The following is a 26,181-nucleotide window of genomic DNA, read 5'->3' as shown; positions in this document are numbered from 1 at the left end:
TTAATGAGTTACGTTATCTTTTTTATTATTCTTTTTTAAAGCCAAACGGTATTCTGCCAAAATTACTTTTACATCATCGGCCATTTCATTGTGTAAATCAGCTGCCGAAATAGTATTATACCCTTCACGGTATTCTTCTTCGCCTTTTTTATTCTTCCCTTTCCGTCCACGTAAATTCAATTCTTTGTCAATAATATAAACGTTAGGTGTACCAAATTTAGCGTTTAAACCACCTATTAAACCTAATTGTTTATGATACGATTGAATTTCACTAGGGTTTGCAGTTACAAAATGCCAATTTTTTAAATCTAAATTAACGCTTAACTCATTTTGTAATTTTTTAAGATTTTGCTCGGTACCAATAGGTGCAATCATAATTACCTGAAAATCTACAAAATCTTTATTTCTATCGTAAATTTTATGAGCCAAATTAGTCATATTACCTTCTACATAAGTAATATCGTTACCGGTAAAACCTAATATGGTAATTTTATTTTTTAGTTGGATTTGGTTGCCCGATAATGTTTGCCAGTTTGAAGGGAGTTCGGAAATTTTTTCGGTAACAACGGGTAGTTTTATAAACGAGTTAACCCCCGATGCAAAAAACAAATATGCAACAATAGGTACTATAAAAAGGGCAACTAATACAAGTAATTTTTTCATGCTGAAAAATTTTTACAAAAATAAAAAAAGGCGGTGTAAATACCGCCTTTTTAACTGTTATTTATAAATTAAAACATCCATTTAATACTTGATGTTCTAAAAACTTCGTGAATATAATCGCCTTCTATTAAAACTAAACAAGCTAAGTAAGCAATTAAGAAAACCATTGGTGCAACTATTGACCAGCGAAAAGATGCTTTTTCACCTTCTAAGTGCATAAACGCCCACATAATGTAGTATGCTTTAACAATGGTTAATATAATAAAAATCCAGTTTAGGTAGCTTAAGCTAAATAAATCGTGGTGAAATAAAGCGTCGGGCTTTAAAATACCTAAAATAACTTCTACTATTGTTATTAATGACAGTAAACCAAATACTTGCCAAATTCTTTTTGTATTAGATGCGTGTGCTCCCATTTTTCTTTTAATTATTTATGATTATACTAAGTAGAAGAATGTAAATACAAACACCCAAACTAAATCTACAAAGTGCCAGTATAAACCAACTTTTTCAACCATTTCGTAGGTTTTTCTTTTTTCGTAAGTACCTAATAAAACATTAAAGAAAATAATAATGTTTAACAATACCCCAACCGAAACGTGGAAACCGTGGAAACCTGTAATAAAGAAGAACAAATCTGCAAATGATTTATGACCGTATTCATTACGAACAAGGTTTGCACCTTCTACAACATATTTAAAGTCTTCAGCTCTTTTTAAAGTTTCTTCGCGTGTTAAAGTAACTTTTTCGTGTTTGTTACCTTTAACAGTATATTGCGTTCTAATTAAAATGTCTGGATTTTTTTCTAAACCAGCTTTCACTTGGCTTAATGAAACCGATGTTTGCGAAGCACCTTTCATACCCCAAACACCTTTACTTTTAGTTAAGGTTTCATCTTCACGAACTACAGAAGTATCAGCAAATTGCGCTAATGTAACGCGCTCACCTTCTTTGTTCACAAAGTGTAAAATTTCGCCACCTTTTGTTTCAACAGCACCGTAAGTACCTGTTATAAAGTTTTTCCATTCCCATGCTTGAGATCCAACGAAAATTAAACCTCCAACAATAGTTAATAGCATATAAATAGCTACTTTCTTTTGTTTCATTTGATGACCTGCGTCTACCGCTAATACCATCGTTACCGATGAGAAGATCAAAATAAATGTCATTAATGCTACATAGTACATTGGTGCATCAACACCATGCATAAACGGAAAGTGATTAAATACCTGATCGGCAATTGGCCAAGAATCCATGAATTTGAATCTTGTAAAACCGTATGCTGCAAGGAATCCGGCAAATGTTAATGAATCTGACAAGATGAAAAACCACATCATCATTTTCCCATAGCTGGCTCCTAGAGGTTGAATTTCTTCGCCACCTCCCCATGTTTGTTCTTTAGTCGCTGCTGTAGTTACTGTCGCTCCCATAAAAAGTTTAAGTGTTAAAAAGTTCCCAAATTTACATCTTTTTTCTTTTAAAGAAAAGTAAAAAGATTATTTGTAAAAAGTAAAAAATAAAAACAAATACAACCACAAGAATCCTAAAAAGTGCCAAAACATCGCACTTAACTCAATTCCAAGGGTTTGAGTTGCATTATACTTTTGTTTATAATGATTATAAATTACAATTAATAATGAAATTAGTCCGCCTGCTAAATGCGCAATATGTACTAAAACCACCACATATAAAAATGATGTTGTTATTGTACTTTCGCTACCCGTAAAGTAGTAACCTGCTGCAATTACTTGATTAAAACCTTGAAATTGAAGCATTACAAAACTAATCCCCAACAAAAGAGTTAACCCTAGCATTAAACTTGTTGTAGTACGATTGTTTTTTTCAATGGCTTTTTTAGCTAAATGAAAAGTAATACTACTTAAAACAATAACCAATGTACTCCATAAAAATGCTTGTGGCAATTGAAAATCTTTTAACCAATCGGGTCTATTTTTACTAATAACATAAGCACTTGTTAATCCGGCAAAAATCATAACAATACTTCCCATTGCAAAAATTAACATGGTTTTGTATGCTTTTCCTTTTTGTATTTTTTCTGCTATTAATTCTTCTGTATTCATTAGCGTAAAAATTTATCTAAAATAAAAATTATTTGTATTAAGGTAATATAGGTTACACTTATTAACATTAATGTTTTAGCTGCTTTATCGGTTTGTTTGCGGTATAATTGCACCCCACCATATAACATCCATAAGCCAGCTGCTAAAACTAAAAACGCAGCTACTGGCGATAAAAACAACCTACCAGTAAAACCTGTTGCCGGTAATAATGAGGCTATAATTAACCAAATGCAGTACAATAATACTTGTAATGCTGTTTTTTTATCTTTTTTTCGGGATGGCAATAAATAAAACCCTCCCTTTTCATAATCGTTATACAAAAACCAACCCAATGCCCAAAAATGAGGAAACTGCCAAAAAAACTGAATTAAAAACAACATACCTGCTTCAATACCAAAATGATCGCTATGGGCTACCCATCCTAACATAAAAGGAATAGCGCCTGGAAATGCTCCTACAAAAACTGCTAAAGGCGTTAAAGGCTTTAATGGTGTGTAAACGCTGGTGTATAAAAAAATTGAAATAGCCCCAAACATTGCGGTTTTTGGACTTACAATATATAAAATTACCAAACCTACAATGGTTAATGCCGAAGCTAAAATAAAGGCATTGTTTTTAGATACACGCCCCGATGCTACTGGCCTTTTACTGGTACGATCCATTTTTGCATCTAAATCTTTTTCAATCACTTGATTAAAAACGTTAGAAGCCCCAACCATACAATAACCACCAACTGCCAACATAAAAAGCTTTACCAAACTAATTTGCTGCCAATCTTCTACTGCCAATAAATAACCTGCCAAGGTAGAAAAAACAACACTAAATGCCAAACCTGCTTTGGTTAGCGTTTTAAATTCTGCAATTGCTGATACTTTTACTGTTGATGAAGGTGTTTCCAAAATAACTGTTTACTCATAAAAATTCGGTGTGCAAATATACTTTAAAAAAAATCTTAAAACTAACTATTTACATTTTTATCATGTTAAACAAAACCGAAAATTCAAAGAAAATAACTTGATTTTACTTTACTATTTCAATTTGTGACGATGTCCCTATGCGCTTTACCCCCATTTGTAAATAAAACAGCGCTTGTTGTTTTGTTTTAATTCCGCCGGATGCTTTTACGGGCAATGGCGATGCATTTTCAATAATCAAGGTTATATTTTCAGGTGTAGCTCCATTTGAAAGATTGTTTATTGTTTGAAAAAAGCCTGTTGATGATTTTACAAAAACACGACAAAAATCTACTTCTTTAAAATTCTTAATAACCGTATTTTTTATAAGTGTAGTTATTTGAATAATTTCTTTGTTTGATAAAGCTGCTGTTTCTATAATCCATTTTACTGTTTTTTGTTGATGTAAACACAAAGCGGTACATAACTTAACTTGGTTCTGCACATAGGAAACATTGCCTTTTTTAAACGCTTGGTAATCTATTACAAAATCCAATTCATCGGCTCCTAAATCTATTACTTCTTGAGCTTGTGCTAATTTATCTTGAGTTGATGCACTACCCATAGGAAAATCAATTACTGTACCTACCAAAACATTGCTTTTGTATAAACCAAAAAAACTTTTTGCCATTGCTACATACTCTGGCAAAATCATTACACATTTGTATTTATTTTTCACCGCGTTGTGCAACAAATTTTCAATAAAAATAACATTTTCAAGTTTAGACAAATTTGCTTGCTCTGGTGTTTTAAGATAAGTAGCATCTAAAAATTGTTCCATGTGCTTCATGATTTCATATAAAAAAACCTCACGAATAGTGAGGTTTAAATTTTGTATATAAGATATAAATAATGTTTCCGAATAAAACGCCTGCAGTATTACTAAGCACATCTAACCATTCAAACGAACGATGCGTTGGCATAGCATCTTGCAAAAATTCAATTAACAACCCGAATAAAATCAATCCTAAATTTATTAAAACGGTATTAAACTGGTTATTTGTTGTTTTTTTATTCAGTAAAGCCCAACACCATAAGAACGATGAAGTAGTGTAAAAAATAAAATGCACTACTTTATCTAAATTTGGAATTTGTATTTTTTGAACATCGTTCATGTTTGACAGATTTACCAAACAAAAAATCATTATTAACAAATTCCAACTAATGGCAATTAGCTTTTTATTAAGCACCAATTAATTCTTTGTATTGATCTGCAGTTAATAAAGCATCAAATTGAGCTGTGTCTGCAACTTTAACTTTAATCATCCAACCTGCAGCATACGGATCGCTGTTTACTAATTCTGGTTCTGTTTCTAAACCTTCGTTAAACTCGATAATTTCACCAGAAACCGGCAAAAACAAATCCGAAACTGTTTTTACAGCCTCAACTGTTCCAAAAACCTCATCTTGGTCTAAAGTTTGGTCAAGTGTTTCCACTTCTACGTAAACAATATCTCCTAATTCTTTTTGTGCAAAATCGGTAATTCCTACGGTTGCAACATCGCCTTCTAAACTAACCCACTCGTGGTCTTTTGTGTACTTTAAATTAGCTGGTATATTCATTGTTTTATTATTTTAAGCAAATGTATAACATTATTAATAATTGAAAAATTTTTAAGGTTTAATTTCCAAAATTATATCGTAAGGTAATACCCGAACGTATATTGGTGATTGGGAACATGGTTGAAATTACAGCTTTACTAAACATGTGTTCGTAATAAAAACGTGCTGTAAAGTTTTTGCTTAAATCATATTCTGCATTTATCCTTATGTTAGTAATATCTTGCCCTGCCCCTATTTGGTTGTTGGTATAATCTAAATAGCGAATAATGGTTTGGTTGCGGCGCCATGAAAATTCGGTTGTAAAACGCATGTCGCTAATTATTCTTCCGCCATTTGCAACGCCTTCAAAATTGGTTGTAAAACTTACATCTTTTATTATAAAACCTAATTTTACGCTGAACTCATTTCCTTGTACTTCGGTTAACAAGTTGTTATCAAAACTCATAGAAAGCATACGGTCTTTATTCATTTTAAACCCAAAATCTATGTTTGATTTTGTTACAAAATCTACACCAATAAGTGGCGCAAACTGCTCCATCATGGTAATGTTACTTACAACATTTTTGGCAGGATAATTACCACCAGCGTTTAATGTATTTGGGTTTTCTAAATACTCGTAATTTGTTTGGAAATTATTCACAGAGTATCCCGAAACATAATTATGATTGATTGTAAAGCGGTTAAAATTCTTTTTAAACCAACCCATGCGCATAAAACCTGTATAACGTAACGACCAGTTTGGCAACGGAATATCGCGCATGAAACCATTGCTTTGTTTAGATATGTCCCTACCTGAATAGGCTGCTAAGAACGATGGAATTAACACTTCTTGATTAGTACGACTGTACCCTACTGGATAACCGTATTCATCTATATTTGCAGGGTTTGTTAAATCGATACCGCGAGCAGTTGCCAAACGATTTGCTACTGCAATACGGTTTGCTTTAAACTGTTCAAAAGCTGCCGAGCCAGTTACATCGCTTCTACCAAAAGCAGTTCCAATCATAATGTTTGATGTTTGATACATACCAAATTCATAAGGCGAACGTGAATTGTACATACCATCAACCACATCGTATTGCTCAGACATGTTGTTACTAAAATCTTTATTGGCTTTTAGCGTAATGGTTAAATCTTGAATTGGTTTAACATCTGCACCAAAATTTAAGCGTTCGGTGTGCATGCGGCTAAACTCTTGATTAAATTCTGGATAATAGGTTAACCAGCCTTTACGAGCAGCATCGTAACGCACGTCTTCTTGCGAACCAAACACATACCCCAAGGTAGGGCGTGCTGTTCCAAAAAAGCCCAAACCACCTAAATAACCCGGCAAAACGGTTCCGTTTGATTCCACATACGAAACTTGTACCGTTTTAACCATAGTTGCAAAATTTACAACCCCATCTAAAACAGCAGAACCTTGCTCTTCATCTTTAGATTTGTCTTTTTTATCTCTTTCAGATAATTCTTTATTGCGCTGTACTTTTTCGCCCGGCTTTGGTTTTTGACCTAAAGTTGCCGGCTTTTTTTGTTTTGATTTACTTGGTACCAATCCAAAATATTTATACAAAATATCCATATTTAAGTTGGTGGTTAAATTATGGCTGTTTGCATTTTGTATGGTATTACCTAATTGGTAATTAACACCATTGTAATCAATACTAGAAAAAGCATCGGTGGCACGTTGCCAGCTGTAATCACCTTTATAAGAATAATCGGCAGTAACAAAAGCTAAAAACGGAACTTTATCTAACGGCAATTTGTAATTTAACTCTAAACTTTGTAAACGTACATTAGGTGTACCTGGGTCAAAATATCCATCCCAAATGTCTAATGAATTATCTACATTACGGTTTTCGTCCATAAAATTACGCACCACATTGTTGTTATTTGCCGTGTAATTTACCGTTAAATTCTTGGTAAAATTAAAACTTACCCCGTAGTTGTAATTAAAAAAGTAATTACGGCGATACAATGGTTGAATTTCAATACCGTCCACATCAATCATTCTAAATTTTTGTTGATTGTATTGGCGTAAAATATCAGACTGAAACGTTAAGCTATTTGGTAAAATATTTAAATTAAAATCGCTTAACAATTTAAAATACTTTTTCTTTTTAAAATTTTCGGCTTTCTTAAAAGGTTCTATACTCCATGGTTTAAATACATACGCGTAATTTAACGACGAGCGTGCTTGTTGATCTAACAATCGATCAATTTCAAAATTATGTTGCTGCACTTCATTAAATGAATGTGATAGCGTAATGTTTTCAATATCGTAAAAATGTTGTTTTTGATTTTGACCACGCTGTTTGTTAACACCTATAAAATTGATACTTGTACGCTTGGTATATTCAATTGCACGGTCTTTTATCAACTTGCGTTCTTCGGCAGATTGGGCATCGTCTATTTTTGTTTTTAAACGAATATCCGGATCATTCGGATCGTATTCTGGTGTAATTTTTTCTTCGGAAACAGAATAACTAAACGGTATGTTTAATTTCCAATTTTTAGGTAACACTTGGTGCGCATTAACAGCAGTTGTTACATTGTAATTAAAAATATCTTCGCGGCTGCGTTCTTGCGGTCCTTGTTCTAAAGCTCCAAAACCAACGGTTTGCTTGTTTACCGATGCTGTTACCGAAGCAAAATCGGCGATTTTAGCATCAACTGTAGCTACTGCAGCCCAACCGCCTTTGTTTGTCATGTCTGACATACGTAATTCATTAAACCACACTTCTCCACGAATATCACGAGGTTGCTCTAAACGGTCGGTATACAACACTTTGGTATTGTTTCTAATACCAATCATTATGGTACGCAACATTCCAAAATTTGGATTTCCTTTAATACCAATGCGTAATTTGTTTAGTTTTGATGCTAATTCAGGTGCAATTTCGTCTTCGTTTTTAAAATAAATAAAACTTGGATCTTGGTTATTATCGCGGTTACGCATTAGCTTTAACTTTGTAAGTAATTCTAACTGCAACTCAATTTCGTTAGCAAGTGGCCAAATTTCTTCGGCAATAGATGCACCCCATTCGGTTACTTTTAATGGAATTTCAACTTGATAAAAGTTATTTGTAAAATCGTTACCAAAACGAATAAAAGCAACCATTTCATCGTCTTTCAAACGGGTATTATCTGTTTGATCTTCTAATGCTTCGGCATGAATAAACATTCTAAGTTTATTGTACTGACGCATATCAATATTACCTACATTTTTAAATACAGCACGTGAATCTTCAGGTTCTAAACCGTTAGGTGTTGTAGTTGCATTGGCTTTATAAACACGTAACGACAAAGCTTGTTCGTTTTGATTGATGATGCTATTATTTTGGTTAATTTGCTCGCGAACAATACCAGGTGGCAACACATACGGTATAGGTGTACGCGAATAATTGTTTAAAATATTTAAGGTTGTAACATCAAAACCTGTGTTGGTACCTTGAACTATAACATCGGGATCTTCAACTAAATTATTGGTATATCTACGCCAATCGCTTCGCACTAAATTTAAAGTACCAAAACGCAAGGTAACCTCATCTGTAAATCCGGTTAAAAACATACGCATAAAACGTACCGATTGTAAATCAGAAATGGCTCCTACAGCATAATCAGGACTAGCAACTATAGGCACTTTGTATTGTACCCATTTAACTGGTGTAGAATTGCCATTTAAAAACTTTTCGGTAGTTGTGCGAACATCAACCACATAATTTTGACCAATAACTGGGTTTGGTGTTACATTAACTTCATATTGATAATACGCATTTATGGTATTCATGGTATTATCGTTATCAATATCTTCTACATCGGGTAAGTTACTATTTCCCCTGTTTGTATCGGTAAATTGTATTGGCGTATTGCCTTGTAAGCCGTTGTAATTTTTGTAACGAGAAATAATATCGCCCTGCGCCGTTAAGAAAAACTCATAATTATCTGCAGCAGGATCTGGAAAAGCCGCAAATGACGAAAATTTAGTTTTTTCCTCGGCATCATTTAAACCATCTAAACCAACATCTTGGTACGGACGATTTCCACCTTCGGCATCAAAAGCGTAAATTAAAGCGGTTGAAGCAGGTACTTTACCCCAAGCAGAACTTATTGTAGGCGTATTATTTGAAGGTGTAGGCAATCCGTTTTCGTATTGTTTTAAACCGTCTTGTAAAATATCTTCTGAAATATAACCTAAGTTAAAAAACACTTTACCTGTATTGCCAGGATCGGCAGTATCGCCAGCATTACCCGTGTATGGATCCATCATCCAAAACTCGATATACTCTACATTTGCTTGCTCAAAATTTGTTGACGCAATGGAACGCATAATACCTGCCCAGTTTTGATTTGGGTTAGGCAATTTGTTATTTGTTAAAAACTGCGGATTAAAATTATAAGGTCCACGTTCTTCTGGATAATAGGTTAAGTTTAATGGATTTATGGTAAGCAATTCACCATTTGCCACATTCATAGTTGGAAACAACTCTTCTTTATTAATACGGCGGGTTTTATTTGATGACAACATGCCATCGCTGATATTATCGGGGCGGCGGTATTGATTGTAAAAAATTTGATCTACGGTGTACCACGACATTTTTGCACGACGATAACCTGATTGCAAATCGGTAAAATTCTCTCCAAAACCAACTGGTACCGATGATAAAAACCACATGGTAGGATTTAACACATCGATATTACTTTGTGTACCTTCAAAATTTTCTATGTATGAAGTTGCCTCACCATTTAATTGATCTAAACGCGATGCACCTGGTTTTAAATATGCAAATTCTCCTTTAAAGTTTAAGGTAGACATTACATCGGTGTCAATATTTGGCAATTTGTTTACCCAACGTGTTAAGAATGGTAAATCGGTAGTGTAATTTGCATTAAACCCATAAATAGTATTGTTTACCGATTCTTCGCCGTAATTGGTTTTTACGGTTAATGGTTGTTCTTGTAAACGCAAATACGTAGCTCCTAAAATTAATTTTTCGTTTACTTGATGATCTACATGTACCCCAAAAAAGGAACGACGTGTTTGGTTGAACATTGAGTTTTCTTCAACTGAAATTTCGATAGGTGTATTGCTTTGTTTTAAACCTGGATCTAAAATTTGCACCATACCGCGTTGGTAATCTACGGTATAATCTGCACCTTCAACCAAAACCCTACCGCCTGCTGTAACAGTTACCGAGCCTTGTGCTATGTTAAAACCACCAATTGGAATACCATCGCCAGATGCACTTGTAGATTTACCTTTTAATTGAAATTTATTTTTTTCGTTTTCTTGCAATGCCTTCACATAAGTGTTGCGGTACATGTTTTTATACACATACTTTTTTTGATTGGCATTGTAACTGGCATCCACATTATAATCTTCGGAAGAATTGGTAGCTAATTTTTTAAACAAATGCTCACCAAACGGTTCAACCGTTGTAAAAATCACCCTTCCACCTTCTTCATCAATCGTAATACCTTCAAACTTATTTGTATTTTGTAAAGGCCCGCTGTTATTGTACCCTCCTTGATTTTGGTTTGAACCTGAAGTTGGGCTACTTGTTGGATTTGTAGATATATAATCAAACCAACCATCACCTCCGTTTTGTGGATCGTTGGTTGCATTTAAACGGTCTAAATTAAATACGTTTAGTAAAGGTGTATCGGCAACACCTTGTGGCAAAGTTGTACCTTCAACCGGAGAAATATAATTTAACGGCTGCGGATCGGTGTACATAATGTTTAAGCGGAAACCATCGCGTTCTAAGAAACGGGTATTTGGAATTTGATAAATGTTTTTCATCATTAAATCCCAAACAGGTTCATTTACCGAAGCTAAAGTACTTTTTAGCATTTTTACCACCAAACTTTGTGTAGTTGGAATATCCTGATTATTACCATCTTGCCCAATAACAGTAGCATCAACACCATCGGTACCAAACTCACCCACTTTATACACTTTTCCACCAATAGTATATTCAAAAGCTACCCCTAAAACCTCATCATTATTTAAAGGTTGTTGTAAAGTAATATAACCTAATTGCGGATGAAACTTAAATTCGTTTTCGTTTAATTTTCGTGCATTTTCAAGTTTAGAATAATCGCGCCCTTCGGTTACAGAAATATTAAAACCGTTTTGCGCAGTATTTATTTGTCGGATACCATCGTTTAAAAAGTTGGATCCAATAGCTTCGGGATTAAACTGGTTGTTGCTGTTATCAACAGGCGCATCAACTTGCGATGAGCCAAAGAAAGTTGGGTTTGCAGTTACATCAATCCCAACAATTCTATCGGTAGCAGCATTACTTAAACGCGCTTCACCTAAATCTTGTATAGCAATAATGTTACGCATGTTGTTGTTGGTTTGCGCAACACGATTTTGACGATTGGTTACCCACAATTCTACACGCGTAATACGTACACGACTATCAATATACGGATAGTTCTTAAGTGCTTTATCGTATTGATATCTAAAAAATTGTGAAAGGAAAAAGTTTCTATTTTGCTCGTAATCTAAAGCAAACATTTCATAGTTTTGAACCGTTCCGCCGCCTTCGGCAACAATAGTTTTACGCTCTGAAGTTTGGCGCGAAAACACCCCCGTTAATGTGGTTCTACCAAATTGTAGTTTTGATTTTACACCAAATAAATTTTGCGCACCACGTACCAATGAATTGTTTACAGGCATGCTTACGTTACCAACTTCTAAACCTTGTAAAATAGCATCTTCGTCGGGTTCGTATTTTAATTTTAGCAATTGCTTTTGAAAATCTAAAGTTGCCTGATTGTTAAAATTAATATCGGTACTTAAACGGGTACCTACTTTACCTTGTAAACTAAGGTTTATGCGTTGGTTAAAATCTAAAGCAAAAGTACGACGGTTGCGTGGCGATATAATGGGATTGTCTTGTTTAGAATAGCGCATTCCCAAATCTAATTCAACAGTTCCGCTTGGTTTTACGGTTATTGTATTACCCCCAAAAATAGATTCGAATAGTTTTGAATTAACATAATAGCCTGGTAATAAATCTTTTTTTTCTTCTTCACTTAATCGGTCTTGCCCGGCAGCAATTCGTTTGGCGTAGTATTCACGCATGGCAGCTTTAAGCAAAACATCCTCGTATTGTTTACGAGTAAGCACCATGGGAAATTCTAAATTATATTCGTTATTAGTTACCGTGTAAATGTATCGATCGGTAAGTGGATCGTATGTATACATTTTCATGATTGTATCTACATCTTTAAGCGTAATAGCACCGCGAATAACTACTGAGTCATCCGCAGGATCATCAACCTGAGCAAAAACAGGCGCCGGACATCCTATTAGAATTATAAAGAATAAATACTTTAGTAAAATATGTATTGGTGAAGATGCTTTCAAAATCTTACAAACTTTTTAATGCTGATTTAATAATTTGTTCTACTGTAATTTCAGGATTTTGTGCCACAATATTTTTAACTACTTTTTCGGTAGCTTTGCGTACAAATCCAAGTACTTCTAAAGCAGATAACGCTTCTTCTGCATTTGTATTGTTTAAAGGTGCAGATAAATCTTCTAAACCGTATAATTTTTGTACTTTTTCTTGTAAATCTATAATTACCCGTTGTGCTGTTTTTAAGCCAATTCCTTTAATTGATTGTATGGTTTTAACATCGTTTGTTGCAATGGCATGAATTAAATCGTTAGGTGCAACGTACGATAGCATATTTCGGGCTGTGTTGCCACCTATACCCGAAACAGAAATAAGTAGTTTAAACAATTCACGTTCTACCTTATCCATAAAGCCATATAAAATATGGGCGTCTTCTTTAATTTGTAGGTATGTATATATTTGAATTGCTTCGTTATCTTTTATTAAAGAATAAGAATGCAACGAAATATGAACTTGATATCCAATTCCGTTGCAATCTATAATTATATCTGTTGGAGTTTTCTCTACCAATCTGCCCTTTAAAAACGCAATCATTTTTTTTCAATTAATTTTTATCAAAAATAGAAAATTTTATTAACAAAAAAACGTTTACGGGCTTTGGCAAAGCTTTTTATAGCATAATACCTTTTTTGCGTAATATTTTTTGTTGGGCATCAATAACCGCAACAGCTGTCATATTTACCATTTCATCTACACTTGCGCCTAATTGAAATACGTGAACAGGTGCATCAAGCCCTAATAAAATAGGTCCAATTGATGTAGTTTCGTTTAATTCTTTAAGCATTTTATAAGTAGTATTTGCCGTATCTAAATTAGGAAAAACCATTGTATTTACTTTTTTGCCCACTAATTTAGAAAACGGAAATTTATCCTTTAACATTTCTTGATTCAATGCAAAATCAATTTGTATTTCGCCATCAACAATCATATCTGGATAATTTTCGTGAAGAATTTCAACTGCTTTACGCATTTTTTTAGGCGTTTCTTCTTTAGACGATCCAAAGTTACCGTAAGAAATCATAGCAATAACTGGATCAAAACCAAACATTTTAACGGTATGATTTGTCATAACCGCAATTTTAGCTATTTCTTCGGCAGTTGGGTTTGGGTTTACGGCTGTATCGGCTAAAAACAAAGGTCCGCGATTAGTTAACATTAAGTTTGTTGACGCTACTTTTGATACACCGTTGATGCGTGGAATTAAATCTAAAACCGGTTTTAAAGCAGTTGGATAACTGCGTGAATAGCCCGAAAGCATGGCATCGGCTTCGCCTTGTAACACCATCATCGACGCAAAATAACTGCGATCGCGCATTAATTTTTCAGCATCTATTTTAGTAATACCTCTACGTTCGCGTGATTGCCAGAAAAATTCAGCATAACGTATTCTGCGTTCATTTTCTTCATCGGTTTTAGGGTCAATGATCATTACATCGGCATCAAAACCAATTTCTTCTTTCAGTTCTAAAATAATTTCTTTATTACCCAATAAAATTGGAATTGCAATACCTTCTTCATAAGCAATTTGCGCAGCTTTTAAAACATTTAAATGATCTGCTTCTGTATAAACTACTTTTTTAGGATCGGTTTTAGCACGATTCATTAATAAACGTACTAATTTATTATCGGACCCCATACGGTCTGACAATTCATTGCGATATGTTTCCCAATTTGCGATAGGTTCTGTTGCAACACCCGATTCCATAGCAGCATTAGCAACTGCAGGCGGAATTTCGGTCATTAAACGTGGGTCAAACGGTTTAGGAATAATATAATCTTTACCAAAACTTAATTTGCGTTCGCCGTAAGCAATATTTACTTGTTCAGGCACCGATTCTTTAGCTAATTTTGCCAAAGCATAAACGGCTGCCAGTTTCATTTCTTCGTTAATTTTTGTAGCACGTACATCTAACGCACCACGGAAAATAAATGGAAAACCTAATACATTGTTTACTTGGTTAGGAAAATCAGATCTACCTGTACCCATAATAATATCTTCGCGCGTTGCCATTGCTAAATCGTAAGCAATTTCGGGATTTGGGTTAGCCATTGCCAATACAATTGGGTTAGGCGCCATAGTTTTTAACATTTCGGGCGAAAGTACATTAGCAGCCGATAAACCAATGAACACATCGGCATTTTTCATGGCGTCTTCTAAAGTATAAATATCGCGATTAGTAGCCCAAACTGCTTTAGATGGATCTAAATTTTCACGATCGGTACGAATTACACCTTTGCTATCAAGCATTACAATGTTTTCTTTTAAAGCACCAACCGAAATGTACATTTGTGTACATGAAATAGCTGCTGCACCTGCACCGTTTACAACAATTTTAACGTCTTTAATGTTTTTATTTTGAAGTTCGCAAGCGTTAATTAATGCGGCACCCGATATAATTGCGGTACCGTGTTGGTCGTCATGCATTACCGGAATGTTCATTTCTTCTTTAAGTCTGCGCTCAATTTCAAAACATTCGGGTGCTTTAATGTCTTCTAAATTAATACCGCCAAAAGTAGGTTCTAACGCTTTAACGATGTTCACAAACTCGTCGATATTTTTTGTATCTAATTCAATATCAAAAACGTCGATATCGGCAAAAATTTTAAACAACAAGCCTTTACCTTCCATAACAGGTTTTGATGCTTGTGCGCCAATATCGCCTAAACCTAAAACGGCTGTACCGTTACTAATTACCGCAACTAAATTACCTTTTGCGGTGTATTTATAAGCGTTTTCAGGATTTTTTTCAATTTCTAAACAAGGTTCTGCAACCCCTGGTGAATAGGCTAAAGCTAAATCGCGTTGGGTGCTATATGGTTTGGTAGGTACCACAGCAATTTTGCCGGGTTTTGGTTTTGCGTGGTATAATAATGCTTCTCTTCGTTTTGAATCTTTGTGCATGATTTCGTTTTTTGATAAGTAACAAATATAACAAGCATTAAACAAGAACAAAACACTTTTTTGCTATTTTTTATTGTTTTTGTAATTTAAAAATGTAACATTCCTCATTAACCCCGAAAACTTGGTGCGTTTAACCGCCGATTTTTTAAAAATTTCGTTGAATAATTCATTGGTTAAATCGGTCCATTGTTGGTTGTTGTAGTTAATTAATTCGGGTTTTGGTTGAAAAAGAGGTTCGTTATGTGGGGTTGCAAAACGGTTCCACGGACACACATCTTGGCATACGTCGCAACCGTACATCCAATCATCTAATTTGCCTGCAAACTCGTTAGGTATGGCGTCTTTTAATTCAATGGTTAAATACGAAATACATTTGCTACCGTTTACCACATAAGGCGATTCTATGGCTTGTGTAGGGCACGCATCGATACAAGCTGTACACGACCCGCAATGATTGGTTGTAGCGGTATCGTACATCAATTCTAAATCAATAATTAATTCGGCTACAAAAAAGAAAGAACCGTGTGATTTTCTTATTAAATTATTGTTTTTACCAACCCAACCTAAACCGCTTTTTGCCGCCCAAGCTTTATCTAACACCGGAGCCGAATCTACAAAAACCCTTCCATCAACGGCACCTATTTCATCGTTAATAAAGTGCAACAAATCTTTTAATTTGTCTTTTATAATAAAATGATAATCTTCGCCGTACGCGTATTTTGAGATTTTATACGCATTGGGATTTTGCTGTTGGGCAGGAAAATAATTCAACAATAAAGAAACCACCGATTTTGCACCAGGGACTAACAAACGTGGATCTAACCGTTTATCGAAATGATTTTCCATATATTTCATTTCGCCGTGCATGTTATTTTTTAACCAACTTTCTAAACGTGGAGCTTCTTCCTCTAAAAAAGTTGCTTGCGAAACGCCACAATAAGAAAAGCCCAATTCTTGGGCTTTTTGTTTTATAAATTGGGTATATTTTTCTTTGTTATTCATAATTGTTAAACAAACCCGATTGCTTGCCCAAGTTTTGTTTCCCTAAGTGTTTATAGGCTTTTTCGGTTACTTCGCGTCCGCGTGGCGTGCGGTAAATAAAACCTTCTTGAATTAAAAAAGGTTCGTACACTTCTTCTATTGTTTCGGCATTTTCAGACACAGCTGTAGCAAGTGTTGATAAGCCAACTGGTCCACCTTTAAATTTTTCTATAATGGTTGATAAAATTTTGTTATCCATTTCGTCTAACCCATATTTATCAACATTTAAGGCTTTTAAAGCAAAACGCGAAATCTCGATATCGATTCGCCCATTTCCTTTAATCTGTGCAAAATCGCGCACTCGTCGCAGCAACGCATTGGCAATACGTGGAGTTCCACGGCTACGACCTGCAATTTCTATAGCAGCTTCCATATCAATAGGTACTTTTAAAATGGTAGCGCTGCGTTCTACAATGGTTGATAACAATTCGATATTATAATATTGCAACCTACTTTGTATACCAAAACGGGCACGCATTGGTGCTGTTAATAAGCCCGAACGTGTAGTGGCACCCACCAACGTAAACGGATTTAGATTAATTTGTACGGTGCGTGCATTTGGTCCCGATTCTATCATGATATCAATTTTAAAATCTTCCATTGCAGAGTACAAATATTCTTCAACAACCGGACTTAAACGGTGTATTTCATCAATAAATAAAATATCGCGCTCTTCTAAATTAGTTAACAAACCTGCTAAATCGCCTGGTTTATCTAACACGGGTCCCGATGTTATTTTTATGCCAACATTTAATTCGTTCGCCAAAATATTAGATAACGTTGTTTTTCCTAAACCGGGTGGCCCATGAAACAAGGTATGATCTAAAGCTTCGCCACGCAAATTGGCTGCTTTTACAAATACTTTTAAGTTTTCTAATACTTGATCTTGACCGGCAAAATCATCAAACGAAAGCGGACGAAGTTTTTTTTCAACGTCGATTTCTTCGTTTGAATAATTTTTATTGGTTGGATTTAAATGTTCGTTCATAAGTACAAAGATACTATTTTTACAAAACAAAAAAATTTGCTTTTTTTATGGATTGCTCGTTAACGTAAAGTGAATTATCTTTAAAACAAAAAATATGAATTGTACATTGTGTAATACGGTGCTTGTTGATAAAATGGATGATGTGTATTTTATTTGCAGCACTTGCAATGGATATGTAAAACGTAATGATTTATTTTTTACTGCCGAAAATGAAAAAAAACACTACGAACAACACCATAATGACGTAAACGATACAGGCTACCAAAATTTCACAGCCCCTGTAACAAATGCCATTTTAAAACTTTGCAAACCAAATATGCTTGGTTTAGATTATGGCTGTGGTAAAGGTCCTGTTATTACAAAACAATTAACCGAAAAAGGGTTTTGCGTACATTTATACGACCCTTATTTTTACCCTGACACTGCCTATTTAAATTACACCTATGATTTTATTTTTAGCTGCGAAGTTTTTGAGCATTTTTACAACCCTTTTGCCGAAATAACAAAGCTATATGGTTTATTAAAACCCAATGGTTTATTACTTATTAAAACACATTTGTTCAACCAACAAACCGATTTTACAAACTGGTATTACCGCAAAGATTTAACGCATGTTTTTATTTATACATTTAAAACTTTTGAATTTATTGCCCTAAATTTTGGTTTTGATTTAATTGAATTATCTGAAAAGCTAATTATTTTACGCAAAAAATAAACCTTTATTTAAACGGGCTTCTTTTTGTCCAACTTACTTTTGGATCAAAATACGGAAATAATTTAGGCATAAAGTAATTAATAATTTTATTACTGTGTTTTATAAAACCAAACATTTCAGTAGGTTCGGCACCAACTGAACTTTTAATTTCTAATGCAGTACGACCAAAAATAATCTTCGAAAATCCTTTTTTAATAGAATAACCCACCATATCATACAACATGTTTAAATACAGCATTTTTTCTTTTTGAAACCTGTCATCATATCCTAAAAAATAAGTTTCCATAATGGCTCCGTTTTTAATTAGGGTGTTAAAACCAATTAATTCGTTGTTTAAAAAATATCCATAAACTAAAAATGAATCGTGCAGTTGTTTTTTTAGTATTTCAAAATGATTTTCCTTTAAAAAAAAGGTGTTTAAAGGTGCGTTTTTAGCCACATAATAATACAATTCATACATTTTTTTTTGATGTTGAACGATATCATGTAAGTGCATTTTTTTCTTTACAACTTCGTCACACTTTTTACGCGAACGTTTGTACTGATCGCGGTATTTTTTGCTTAAAGCCATTACATAATCGTTTTCGGTAGTCCAATTTTCTAAAATAGAAAACTGCATATTGGGCTGGGTTGAAAAACAATAATTATCTAAAAAATACGAATCGGTAAAATAGGTTAATTCTTCTTTTTCAAAATCTTTAAAAGTTGTAATATGTATTTTAATTCCTGCTTTTTTATAGTGCGCTATAATATCTAAACAAGCATTTTTTATATGCGTAATCGCTTGGCTTTTGTTAATAGTTGGTGAAACCCAAAATGCGTTTTGCCCCGATAGCATATTGTTTCCTATAAATAAAACGTGCGACGAAAAATTTTTAAACACAAAATTACGCACTAATGATTTTAAGCATTTATCGCGTTCACCAAAAGATGCTAAATGATTTAAATCTAAAAACTGAGCTAATGCTACCCCTTCCACTTTTTGATTTTGAAAAAGCAAAATAAAATGGCATTTCATGTTTTTTGGAGCACTTTTTTCTAGTGCTTCAAAATACGTTTTAGACAAGAATACGGAATCCGTTTCAAAATTAAATGGAGCTATTTCTTGGTATGAATGATAAACGCTATAAGTAATTAATTGACTCACGATATTGTTTTAAAAAAAATAGTCCTTGAAAAAAAACATTCAAGAACTATAGTAAGTTATTTAAAATTTAATTACTTCATTGCGCAAATAATTCCGCCCATAACCATACAAGTTACTACCCAGTAGCCACCTGAAACAAGTACGTATTTAAAACTTTTTTGTTCAAACAAAGCACCAACACCAACAACAGGCAATGCAAAAAACAAACCAGTAAAAGCACCGTGTAGCATACCGTGTTTGAAGGATCTAAAAGCATTTAGGTTTTCTTCGGTCATAAAGGCTTTATAAGCTTCGTTTTCAACATTGCCTCCCACAACTCCAAAAACACCAAATTGGTGAATAACTAAAAACTGTAGTATAAAAGCAATAAAAAACGCATACACAAATGCAAAAAATAACGTTAAAGCCATATTGCTTTTTTTAGCTTTTTCTTCGGTCATACCTGTTTCATTCATCCAAACAGTTCCAAATACTTTAGGGTTATACCAAATAAACCCAACTACTAACGATGAAAAGGCTGCTAGTAGTATTGCAACAAAATTAAATTCCATTTTTTTCTATTTTTTATTGATTTCAAATGTATAAAAAAATACAACAAATTTGTACTGTATTTTAAATATCTAAGCTGTAACTATATCCCAACAAAACTTACAGCTATATTAAAAAATTATTCTTTATTAACCCAAAAATCAGCATTTTCTATTTTAGTAACACTAGCATTAAAACGTGGTGATTTGTTATATTTAAGTTGATTTTCGTAATCTTTTGCCACTTTAATAGCTTTTTTATAAAGAAACAAAATTGCAACTAAGTTTATCCATGCCATTAAACCAACACCAATATCGCCTAAAGTCCAAGCTAATTTTGCCGATTTTACACAACCTAAATAAGTTGAAATAATAATTAAACCTCTTAAAAACCAAATTCCTATTTGAAGTTTTTTTCCGTTAAAAAGAAAATCGATATTTGATTCGGCAATATAATAATAAGCCATGATAGTTGTAAAAGCAAAAAACATTAAGGCTACAGCTACAAAAGCATCGCCAATTGCAGGAAAGTGCTGACTAATGGCGCTTTGTGTAAAAGCAGCACCAGGTTCAACCCCGGGAATATTTTCAACAATAAACCCCGAAGTATCGTTTAAAACATTGTATTGATTGGTAAAAAGTATCATTAGCGCGGTAGCTGTACATACAAAAAGGGTATCAACATACACCGAAAATCCTTGTACCAAACCTTGTTTATACGGATGTGAAACTTCGGCAGCAGCAGCAGCATGTGGAGCCGTACCTTGACCTGCTTCGTTACTATAAATACCTCTTTGTACACCCCAACTAATTGCAGCACCTATTATACCACCAAAAGTAGCATCAACAGCAAATGCCGATTTAAATATTAGTGCAAACGTTGCAGGCACTTCGTTTATATTTAGTACAATAATAACAACAGCCATTATTATATAACTTATTGCCATAAATGGCACAACAACTTCGGCTACTTTACTAATACGTTTAACGCCACCTATAATAATTAACGCTAACAATAAACATATTGATAAGGCAGTATAAACAACATCTACACGAAACGCTTTTTCAACAGCTAATGCTATACTGTTGCTTTGTACACTTGGCAACAAAAAACCACAACTTACAACAGTAACTATTGCAAATAATGCAGCTAAAAATTTATTGTTAAGTCCTTTTAAAATATAATATGCAGGCCCTCCTCTAAATTCTTCTTCACTAACTTCTTTATACAATTGCGCAAGGGTAGCTTCTATAATTGCCGAAGCACTTCCTAAAAAAGCTATTGCCCACATCCAAAATACAGCACCAGGACCACCCATAGCAATTGCGGTTGCAACTCCCGCTATGTTTCCAGTTCCAATTCTGCCAGAAATTGCCAAAGTAAATGCTTGGAATGAAGATATTCCTTGAGCTGATGTTTCTTTTACAAATAACAATCGAACCATTTCACGAAACATTCTAATTTGAGGGAAACGTAATTTGATACTAAAAAAAAGCCCTGAAAAAAGACAAAGGGCTATTAAAACCTTACTCCAAACTATATCATTAAGTAAATATATAAGTTCTTCCATTAATTTTATTTAAATTGATTTTTAATGATGCACTATATGTACGTGTCTAACAAAGGTAATTAAATTTATTAATCTTTTGTTAACACCTTAAAGCGGTAACAACTTTGCGAATGCAAAAACCATACTTTATTTACTTTAAAACACTTTAGCAATAAATATAAAAAAAATGTTAATATTCATGCAAAATATTGTACATTTGACAAAAACACCTTTATAAAACAATAAATAATTTATCAAACATAATAAAAACTACAAAACTATGAGTGCAAAAATTTACAAACTATTATTTTTTGGCTATGCTTGTATATTGGGCAGCAGTTCAATATTTGGTCAATGTGCCAATACTTCAAATATTTATTCGTTTACTTATAATGGTAAAACGTATGAAATAATTAAAGAAAAGAAAACTTGGGTAAACGCGGCAGCTTGTGCCGTAGAAAGAGGCGGATATTTAGCCGAAATTAATGATGCAGCTGAACAAACAGCTATTTTTAACCAGTTAAATACCAATGCAGGTATTACAACCAGTAACACTACTGCGCCCGATGGTGGTGGTGCCGCTTATGCATGGATTGGAGGTAATGACATGGCTACTGAAGGCATGTGGATTTGGGATGGAAATAACGATGCGGTTGGTACACAATTTTGGCAAGGTACTAAAACCGGAAGTCCTGTTGGTGGTTTATATAACAATTGGGGAAATGAACCCGACAACTTTGGCACTAACGGGCAAGATGGTTTAGCTATTGCTTTAACTAATTGGCCATTAGGTGTTGCCGGACAATGGAATGATGTGAATGACGGCAACATGCTTTATTATGTGGTGGAGCACAATATTAATGCTTCTACACTTGACAATTTGATAAATGACAAAATTAAAGTTTATCCGAACCCTGTTACTGATTTATTAAGAATTGATGAAAACGATGCAGTAATAAACAATATTATTATTTATGCAGCCAATGGAAAATTGGTTAAAACAATTAACAAAGAACAATTAAAAACAAATAACAACAGCATTGATTTAACTAATTTTGAACATGGTGTTTACTTTTTGAAACTAGTTTTTGATAATGAAGAATCTATAACTAAAAAAATTATCAGATAAATTAATTATAAAAAAAAGTCCGGTACTAAAATTTAGTACCGGGCTTTCATTTTTAAATGCATATGTAGTAAAAAAGCATATTATTAAAACGATATAAAACTTTGGATGCATGCAAATGCATAAATGTAATTTTGTATGATTTAGCTTAAAGTATGGAAACTTTACACAATGTATGAACAAATGTCCGTCTTTATTTTTATTAAATTATGCATTTTTAGCTTAAAAAGCTACAGTTTTCAAGGGTTTCAAATTTCATCAACACATTTGATACATTACCGGGGGCCAGCGTGGGGGTGATCGGAAATTTTTGTTTACATACTATCCATTAAACGTCTAAAGTATGGTATTTGTCCTAAAATTATTGGACTTAAAATTATCGATATAGAAGTTATCCAAAACATCATTCCTTCTGGTGGCAGTGGAACATTTTTACCCCAAATAAGTCTTGATAAAACCGATAAACCAACATACACTAACAAATTAAAAAATGAGAATAATAACGGTTTATATAGTTTCATATTTTCAACGTATTTAAACAACGAAAAATACAGTATTATTAAAGGAAATCCATAAAATAATACTCTCCAAAAACTCCACAATCCTGTATCACGCCAGGCTCCTCTTACGAAAAACAAGTCGAAACCATGTTGGATGGAATTAATTAATAATAATGAAGTAAAAACGATTAATATTTCAGTAATAAACAGACTGATATATAATATTGAGAAACTTATAATCTTATTCATTATGTGCTTTATTAATTAATTCCTTTCCTAATTTAACTCTGTCGTCATAGTTCTTAAAATTAAATGATTTTCCACTATCAAAATGATCTTTCATTACATCCTTCACATCACCTGGACCAATAGAACTACGCATCAAATCATTAATTCCTGAGATAATTGAATCAATATCTTTCCCTTTATAGTTATTGATATATTCTTGAACTTTAGACTGTTCAAATTCCACCATTTTATAATCCAAAGCTATTCCTGTTAATCCTTTAAATGATTGAGCAACACCTTTAGCATCAGTAAAACCCCCTGGTAACTTACCATCTGCTAATAAATCTTTTGCATTCTTCATATTGTGGGAAAAAAGAAACTTGTTACCCCCTTGAAGAAATTTATCAACATTAGAGCTAGAAAACATTCCAGCATCTGGTATTTCAGTTCCACCAACGCCTCTAAATCCTGTAACCAATTGAGCTGCACCGAACCACTTAGAATTATAACCTTTTGCATCAGCTTGACTTTGAGCCCAACCATAGTATGCATTTCTTTGATAAACGGATTGATAAGCACTTGACCTTAAATTATTGGTGTTATATTTCGCAGCCGAGTTAAATGTCGATTTATCATATGAACCATATCCGTAACTATACCATTGCCAAGGTTTTCGTCCATCTGTTAAAATAGTTTTTAAAGACCACGGAATTGGTTCTAATCCATTTGGATCAATCATATTTACGGGGTTATTACTTACATACTGATAAGGCTCCATAGTCTGCTCCGCCAGCGGATCCACACTTACAAATATACTGATTCTTGGGTTACTTCGTCGGGCTCAGCATAAACTCCATACCGTGCGCCGTAGTAATACATTTGGGTATTAACGCATTCATAGTTTCAATAAACAAGATAAAAAAACTCCCACATAAATGCGGGAGTTAAAGTATATTAATGGTGTCCACCATCTTTTTCGCCATCACGTAATGGCACTGTTTGTGGAACAAAATCTTCTTCGTAACCTGGTTTAGAGTAGTCATAAGGCCAACGGTGTACTTCAGGTATTGCACCTGGCCAGTTACCGTGCATATGTTCAACTGGTGTTGTCCACTCTAATGTATTTGCTCTCCAAGGGTTTCTTGGTGCCTTTTTACCATAGAAAATACTATAGAAAAAGTTAAATAAGAATACTAATTGGAATGCAGCACCTACAATTGCAAACATGGTAATTAAAATATTTACATCAACCATATCGTCAAACATAGGGAAAGCAGAGTTTGTATAGTAACGGCGTGGTAAACCTGCCATACCAATAAAGTGCATTGGGAAGAAAACTCCGTAAGCACATACAACTGTTACCCAGAAATGAATATAACCTAAGTTTTTATTCATCATACGTCCGTACATTTTAGGGAACCAATGGTAAATACCTGCAAACATACCGTAAAGTGCCGAAATACCCATTACTAAGTGGAAGTGAGCAATAACAAAATACGTATCGTGAACGTTAATATCTAAAGTTGAATCTCCTAAAATGATTCCTGTTACACCACCAGTAATAAATGTTGAAACAAAACCAATACAGAATAACATTGAAGGGTTCATTTGTAAATTACCTTTCCATAATGTTGTAATGTAGTTAAACGCTTTTACAGCAGATGGAATAGCAATTAATAATGTTGTAAAGGTAAACACCGATCCTAAAAACGGATTCATACCTGATACAAACATGTGGTGACCCCAAACAATTGTTGATAAGAATGCAATTGCTAAGATTGAAGTAATCATGGCACGGTATCCAAAAATTGGCTTACGAGCGTTAGCTGAAATCACTTCTGATGTAATACCCATTGCTGGTAATATTACAATGTATACTTCAGGGTGACCTAAGAACCAGAATAAGTGTTCAAACAATACCGGTGAACCACCTTGGTAATGTAAAACTTCGCCTGCTAAATAAATATCAGATAAGAAGAATGAAGTACCAAAACTTCTATCCATAATTAATAATAAAGCGGCAGATAATAATACTGGGAACGATACAATACCAATAATAGCAGTTACAAATAATGCCCAAATGGTTAACGGTAAACGTGTCATAGACATACCTTTAGTACGTAAATTTAAAACGGTTACAACGTAATTTAACGATCCCATTAATGATTGTGCAATGAATAAAGCCATTGATACCAACCAAAGTGTCATACCTGTACCTGAACCTGGAATAGCTTCTGGAACAGCTGATAATGGAGGGTAAATGGTCCATCCTGCTGATGCTGGACCTGACTCTACAAATAAAGATGCAATCATTACAACGCATGCGATAAAGAAAATCCAGAACGATAACATATTCATGAAACCTGAAGCCATATCGCGTGCACCAATTTGCAATGGAATTAATAAGTTTGAAAAGGTACCTGATAAACCTGCTGTTAATACAAAGAATACCATTATTGTACCGTGTATTGTTACCAATGCAAGATAAATATCATTACGCATTACACCACCTGGTGCAAAATCATCACCTAATAACCATGAAAAAACTTTGAAAGATTCTTCTGGCCAAGCGATTTGTATACGGAATAATAATGACATGATAATACCTATGATTCCCATTACAATACCTGATACCAAGAATTGTTTAGCAATCATTTTATGATCTTGACTAAAGATGTACTTTGTTACAAAAGTTTCTTTATGGTGGTGATCATCGTGTGAATGATCGTGTGTTAATTCGTGTCCTACTACTGCTGACATACTAATA

General features: G+C 33.9%; 21 protein-coding genes. 2 read left to right on the top strand and 19 right to left on the bottom strand.

What is annotated here, in order from left to right; all coding sequences use genetic code 11:
* From P3875_RS03825 to ruvB, 13 genes are all read right to left on the bottom strand, one after another.
* On the bottom strand, nt 1-663 hold the full coding sequence (locus tag P3875_RS03825) for a hypothetical protein (RefSeq protein ID WP_303444939.1): 663 nt from the start codon (nt 661-663) through the stop codon (nt 1-3).
* 68 nt (nt 664-731) lie between these two features.
* The gene (locus P3875_RS03820) at nt 732-1,079 is read right to left on the bottom strand and encodes a cytochrome C oxidase subunit IV family protein (protein ID WP_303444938.1); all 348 of its coding nucleotides are present in this window, start codon (nt 1,077-1,079) and stop codon (nt 732-734) included.
* A gap of 21 nt (nt 1,080-1,100) precedes the next feature.
* Nucleotides 1,101-2,093, bottom strand: a complete 993-nt coding sequence (locus P3875_RS03815; protein WP_303444937.1) for a cytochrome c oxidase subunit 3 — start codon at nt 2,091-2,093, stop codon at nt 1,101-1,103.
* 66 nt (nt 2,094-2,159) lie between these two features.
* Nucleotides 2,160-2,744 carry a cytochrome c oxidase subunit 3 gene (locus P3875_RS03810; protein ID WP_303444935.1) on the bottom strand — a complete coding sequence of 195 codons (585 nt, stop codon included), beginning with the start codon at nt 2,742-2,744 and terminating at the stop codon, nt 2,160-2,162.
* Complete coding sequence (cyoE, locus tag P3875_RS03805; protein ID WP_303444934.1) at nt 2,744-3,643, bottom strand: heme o synthase; 900 nt, start codon at nt 3,641-3,643, stop codon at nt 2,744-2,746. Before cyoE ends, P3875_RS03810 begins: the two co-directional genes overlap by 1 nt.
* Nucleotides 3,644-3,764: 121 nt before the next feature.
* The gene (gene deoC, locus P3875_RS03800; RefSeq protein WP_317622831.1) at nt 3,765-4,478 is read right to left on the bottom strand and encodes a deoxyribose-phosphate aldolase; all 714 of its coding nucleotides are present in this window, start codon (nt 4,476-4,478) and stop codon (nt 3,765-3,767) included.
* Between the two features lie 28 nt (nt 4,479-4,506).
* Nucleotides 4,507-4,812, bottom strand: a complete 306-nt coding sequence (locus tag P3875_RS03795) for a VanZ family protein (RefSeq protein ID WP_303444932.1) — start codon at nt 4,810-4,812, stop codon at nt 4,507-4,509.
* A gap of 67 nt (nt 4,813-4,879) precedes the next feature.
* Nucleotides 4,880-5,260 (bottom strand): glycine cleavage system protein GcvH, encoded by a 381-nt coding sequence (gene gcvH / locus P3875_RS03790; protein ID WP_303444931.1) that lies wholly within the window; start codon nt 5,258-5,260, stop codon nt 4,880-4,882.
* A 58-nt stretch (nt 5,261-5,318) separates the two neighbouring features.
* The gene (gene sov / locus P3875_RS03785) at nt 5,319-12,638 is read right to left on the bottom strand and encodes a T9SS outer membrane translocon Sov/SprA (RefSeq protein ID WP_303444930.1); all 7,320 of its coding nucleotides are present in this window, start codon (nt 12,636-12,638) and stop codon (nt 5,319-5,321) included.
* Nucleotides 12,639-12,642: 4 nt separating this feature from the next.
* Nucleotides 12,643-13,224: a Holliday junction branch migration protein RuvA gene (gene ruvA, locus P3875_RS03780; RefSeq protein ID WP_303444928.1), complete on the bottom strand. Its 582-nt coding sequence runs from the start codon at nt 13,222-13,224 to the stop codon at nt 12,643-12,645.
* A gap of 76 nt (nt 13,225-13,300) precedes the next feature.
* A complete protein-coding gene (locus tag P3875_RS03775; RefSeq protein WP_303444927.1) occupies nt 13,301-15,592 on the bottom strand; it encodes an NADP-dependent malic enzyme in 2,292 nt (763 codons plus the stop codon).
* A 63-nt stretch (nt 15,593-15,655) separates the two neighbouring features.
* Nucleotides 15,656-16,594 (bottom strand): tRNA epoxyqueuosine(34) reductase QueG, encoded by a 939-nt coding sequence (queG, locus tag P3875_RS03770; RefSeq protein WP_303444926.1) that lies wholly within the window; start codon nt 16,592-16,594, stop codon nt 15,656-15,658.
* Nucleotides 16,587-17,621, bottom strand: coding sequence for a Holliday junction branch migration DNA helicase RuvB (ruvB, locus tag P3875_RS03765; RefSeq protein ID WP_303444925.1), 1,035 nt, complete (start codon nt 17,619-17,621; stop codon nt 16,587-16,589). Before ruvB ends, queG begins: the two co-directional genes overlap by 8 nt.
* Before the next feature lie 94 nt (nt 17,622-17,715).
* Here ruvB and P3875_RS03760 point away from each other — a divergent pair, with 94 nt between their 5' ends.
* Nucleotides 17,716-18,336 carry a class I SAM-dependent methyltransferase gene (locus P3875_RS03760; protein WP_303444924.1) on the top strand — a complete coding sequence of 207 codons (621 nt, stop codon included), beginning with the start codon at nt 17,716-17,718 and terminating at the stop codon, nt 18,334-18,336.
* A gap of 4 nt (nt 18,337-18,340) precedes the next feature.
* Here P3875_RS03760 and P3875_RS03755 read toward each other — a convergent pair whose 3' ends face one another.
* The 3 genes from P3875_RS03755 to P3875_RS03745 form a co-directional block, all read right to left on the bottom strand.
* Nucleotides 18,341-19,483 carry an 8-amino-7-oxononanoate synthase gene (locus tag P3875_RS03755; RefSeq protein WP_303444923.1) on the bottom strand — a complete coding sequence of 381 codons (1,143 nt, stop codon included), beginning with the start codon at nt 19,481-19,483 and terminating at the stop codon, nt 18,341-18,343.
* A 71-nt stretch (nt 19,484-19,554) separates the two neighbouring features.
* Nucleotides 19,555-20,034 carry a DUF1761 domain-containing protein gene (locus P3875_RS03750; protein WP_303444922.1) on the bottom strand — a complete coding sequence of 160 codons (480 nt, stop codon included), beginning with the start codon at nt 20,032-20,034 and terminating at the stop codon, nt 19,555-19,557.
* 116 nt (nt 20,035-20,150) lie between these two features.
* Nucleotides 20,151-21,581 (bottom strand): alanine/glycine:cation symporter family protein, encoded by a 1,431-nt coding sequence (locus P3875_RS03745; RefSeq protein ID WP_303444921.1) that lies wholly within the window; start codon nt 21,579-21,581, stop codon nt 20,151-20,153.
* A gap of 259 nt (nt 21,582-21,840) precedes the next feature.
* On the opposite strand from P3875_RS03745, the gene P3875_RS03740 reads away from it, so the two are divergent.
* The gene (locus P3875_RS03740; protein WP_303444919.1) at nt 21,841-22,689 is read left to right on the top strand and encodes a T9SS type A sorting domain-containing protein; all 849 of its coding nucleotides are present in this window, start codon (nt 21,841-21,843) and stop codon (nt 22,687-22,689) included.
* A 311-nt stretch (nt 22,690-23,000) separates the two neighbouring features.
* On the opposite strand, the gene P3875_RS03735 is transcribed toward P3875_RS03740, so the two are convergent.
* The 3 genes from P3875_RS03735 to P3875_RS03725 form a co-directional block, all read right to left on the bottom strand.
* Entirely contained in the window at nt 23,001-23,207 is a 207-nt protein-coding gene (locus P3875_RS03735) for a hypothetical protein (RefSeq protein WP_303444918.1), read from the bottom strand.
* A 220-nt stretch (nt 23,208-23,427) separates the two neighbouring features.
* A complete protein-coding gene (locus tag P3875_RS03730) occupies nt 23,428-24,216 on the bottom strand; it encodes a hypothetical protein (RefSeq protein ID WP_303444917.1) in 789 nt (262 codons plus the stop codon).
* A gap of 152 nt (nt 24,217-24,368) precedes the next feature.
* Entirely contained in the window at nt 24,369-26,174 is a 1,806-nt protein-coding gene (locus P3875_RS03725; RefSeq protein ID WP_303444916.1) for a cytochrome c oxidase subunit I, read from the bottom strand.
* Between the last annotated feature and the right edge of the window lie 7 nt (nt 26,175-26,181).

This window comes from Myroides sp. JBRI-B21084 (assembly GCF_030545015.1).
Classification (GTDB): Bacteria; Bacteroidota; Bacteroidia; order Flavobacteriales; family Flavobacteriaceae; genus Flavobacterium.
The sequence above is the reverse complement of the archived record's forward strand: the minus strand, read 5'-3'. Positions and strand labels throughout refer to the sequence as shown.